This is a genomic window from Amycolatopsis ruanii (assembly GCF_003385175.1).
GTDB lineage: Bacteria > Actinomycetota > Actinomycetes > Mycobacteriales > Pseudonocardiaceae > Amycolatopsis_E > Amycolatopsis_E thermalba.
Map to the genome: position 1 here is coordinate 1 of NZ_PQHY01000155.1, position 3,130 is coordinate 3,130.

Here is a 3,130-nt window from a genome sequence, read left to right on the forward strand (position 1 = left end):
GTCGGGGGTGGTGAGGTCGGACGGTGGCGGGAGGCCGGGCCAGGCGTCGGGCAGCTCGGCGAGGGTGTAGCGGGGTCCGGCGCGGTCGGCGCGTGCGGTGGTCAGCGGCAGCCACACGGCCTCGGCGGGGCTCGGCTGCGCCGTGCGCGGGTTCAGTTGGTCGGCTGCGGCGGTGGCGACCGGGACGGCGTGACGGTTGTCGAGGTCGGCGTGCACGCGGGCAAGCGCGGTGCGGGCGCCGGCTTCGCGGCGGGTGGTGGGCAGCCAGATGAGCACGGGGGTGGCGATGCCAGTGGCGTCGGCCAGTCGCGCGTAGCCGATGAGTTTGCGGCCGACCTTGGTGAGGGATTCGGTGCCGGTGTCGAACTCGAGGAACCACTCGATCTCCCGGGCGGTGGTGCGCCAGCGACCGTAGCCGTCGGGAATCACGAGGTCGCCGAAGTGGCGGGCGCAGCGTGTTTCGGACCACCACGCCACCAGCGCCTCGTCCCGGGTGGCGCGGGTGCGAGCGATCAGGGCGGTGAAGAAGTCGTTGACGCCGATTGTGTGGGCGAGGCGCTGGTTGTGGGCGATGCCCATGGCGCGGTCGTGGCGGTAGCCGAGTTCTTTGACCTCCAGGCCGTGCTCGGCGGCGAGGACGGCGGCGCCGGCGGGCCCGAGGACGTAGTGCATGGGGGCGGAGCCGTGTTGCCGGAACGGCTGGAACCGCGACACGGCCCGCCATAGGTAGAGATCGCGCAGCCGTTGCCGGGCGGAGCGGCCGGAGGGGAACGCGGCGTCCTGGATCTGGCTGCTGGTCAGGACCCGGTGTTCGTGCAGCAGGGCCAGGATCCACCGGTCGCGGGCGGTGAGCCGGGCGGCGAGCATGGCCTGGTGCTCGACCGAGCCGGCGGCGCGGGGGCTGCGGTGCCCGGGCAGGTGTCCGCGCAGCGTGTGCTGACGCGTGGTCATGGTGATCACAGGCGTTCCCTCAGAGTCATCAACAGGGTGTGGACAAGTGCCGAGTTAGGGGCGGGTGCGGCGCGGGTCGGTCTTGCGCGGCCGGGTCGGCGCCACCGGTCGTGCGGCAGGCCGGGTCCGCGTGGTGATGGGTGTGCGTGCGCCGGTGTTGTGTGAGCGGCGTTGGGCGCGCAGTGCGGCGCGGATTTCGCGGGCCTGTCCGGGGATCGGGTCGGGTAGGGGTGTGGTGGTGAGGGTGAAGGGTTCGGTTTCTTCGCCGTGGACGACCAGGCGGGCGGCGGCGTGGTAGGCGCCGAGGTGGGACAGGTCGTGGTCGGAGAGCCGGGGTGTGGTGTGGCGTGCGAGTTCGCGGGCGTCTTCGGGGCTGGCGGAGAAGAAGATTTTGCTGCGGGCGTTGGTGGAGATGCCTTCTTTGAGTTCGCGGGGCAGCTGGCCGAGGTGCTGGTGGGCGAGGGTCATCGCCACCCGGAATCCCCGCGCTTCGGCCAGCATGTCTTCCAGTGGGTAGGGAAGGTTGAGGAAGTTGTGGCACTCGTCGACCACGAGGCTGGCGTCGGGGCGCAGGCGTTGCGGGACGCGGGCGCGGGCGGTGGTGGCCTGCCAGGTGCGGGCCACCACCAGCGACCCGACGAGGCGGGTGGTTTCCTCACCCAGCGAGCCTTTGGGGATGCGGACCAGGCAGATGCCGCCCTCGTCGAGCACCTGCCCCATGTCCACGGTGGAGCGGCCTCCGGCGATCGCTTCTTTGACGAAGGGGCGCAGCAGGAACGCGCGCAGTTTGTTCATCAGCGGCGAAATCACCTGGCTGCGGGAGCTGTCGGTGAGGTCGTCGTACCACTGCCAGAACCCGGTCAGCACGGGGTCGGTCAGGCCGGTGGTGATGCGGGCCCGGAATGCCTCGCTGGCGAGCAGTTTGGGCAGGTCGGCCAGGGTGGGCACGCCGTCCTGGGCCCGCAGGGTGAGGCAGGCGGCGCGCATCAGGTCGTCGGTGCGCGGGCCCCAGAACGCCGAGTACACGCGGCGAAAAACGGAGACGAGGTTGTCGACTTCGCGGTCGGTTTCGCCGCCCTCCAGGGGGTTGAGGATGGGTGGGCGGTGGCGGGAGTCGGCGTCGAAGAGCACCACCCGGTCCGCCGCGGTGCGGGGCAGGCGGTTGAGGATGTCGGTGACGAGGTCGCCCTTGGGGTCGATGACCACGACTCCCCGGTGGTGGGTGGTGTCGTCGAGGACGAGGGTGCCGAGCAGGGTTGATTTGCCGGAGCCGGTGGCGCCGAGGACGTGCAGGTGGTGGCGGGCGTCGGCGACCCGCAGCCCGACCGGGCGGGCGTGGCCGGTGTCGGCGCGGCCGAGTGGTTTGACTTGCGGGCCGGGGGTGGCGATGCCGGGTGGTGGGGCGACGGCTTTGGCGCCGGCGCGTTCGACACCGGGGATCTCGGCGTCGGTGGGCAGGTGCGCGATCGCCGCGAGCTCGGGCACCGACAGCAGATCGCCGCGGTCGAGCCGCCGGGTGGCGAGGGCGTGGGCGGGGTGGCGTAGTCGGGTGCGGGTGTAGTGGTTGTGTTCGGTGTAGGCGGCGAACGCGGCGGCCAGCGCGTGGGCCCGGCCGCGGGCAGCATCGCGGGCCTGGCGCACCAGCTTATCCGGGGCGTCGGCGGGGAGGTCGGTAGCGACGGCGTAGCGCACGAGGGTCTCGTACTGGGAGCCGCGCTGCTTGCCCACGATGGCCTTGTTCTGGGCGGAGTACTCCAGCGACAGCTGCGGGTCCTGGCTGATCCGCCGCGCATCCGGGGTCCGGCCACGCCGGGTGGCGTTCGCGCCGGGGGTGATTGCGTCGAGGATCCGGCCGCCGAGGCGGGTGGGGGAGCTGTGGTGGACCCGGCGGGCCGCGCGGCGGGCCCGGGCGACACGGCGGCCCGTGACCGGGCGGGCGAGGATCTGTACGCAGGCGTGCTCGCCACGGCCCAGCCCCACCGGGGCGCCGAGCAGGCCGCGGATGGGGTCGGCGTCGAAGTCGGTGCGGAGCGGCAGCGATTCGGGGCGGGCGAGGCGCAGCTGCCCGCCCACCACGATCCGCCGCCCGGCCGCTGGGGTGGGGAAGGGGGCGGTGGCGGGGCTGGTGCGGTTGTGGTAGCCGGGCCAGGCGGCTTCGACGGCCCGTTCTACCAGGTTG

At 72.9% G+C, this 3,130-nt stretch carries 2 protein-coding genes; both read right to left on the reverse strand.

What is annotated here, in order from left to right; all coding sequences use genetic code 11:
• A partial coding sequence (locus D0D28_RS35230; RefSeq protein ID WP_116115525.1) for a replication-relaxation family protein occupies positions 1 to 960 on the reverse strand: 960 nt, incomplete at its 3' end.
• Between the two features lie 45 nt (positions 961 to 1,005).
• A partial coding sequence (locus tag D0D28_RS35235) for a helicase HerA domain-containing protein (RefSeq protein WP_162831281.1) occupies positions 1,006 to 3,130 on the reverse strand: 2,125 nt, incomplete at its 5' end.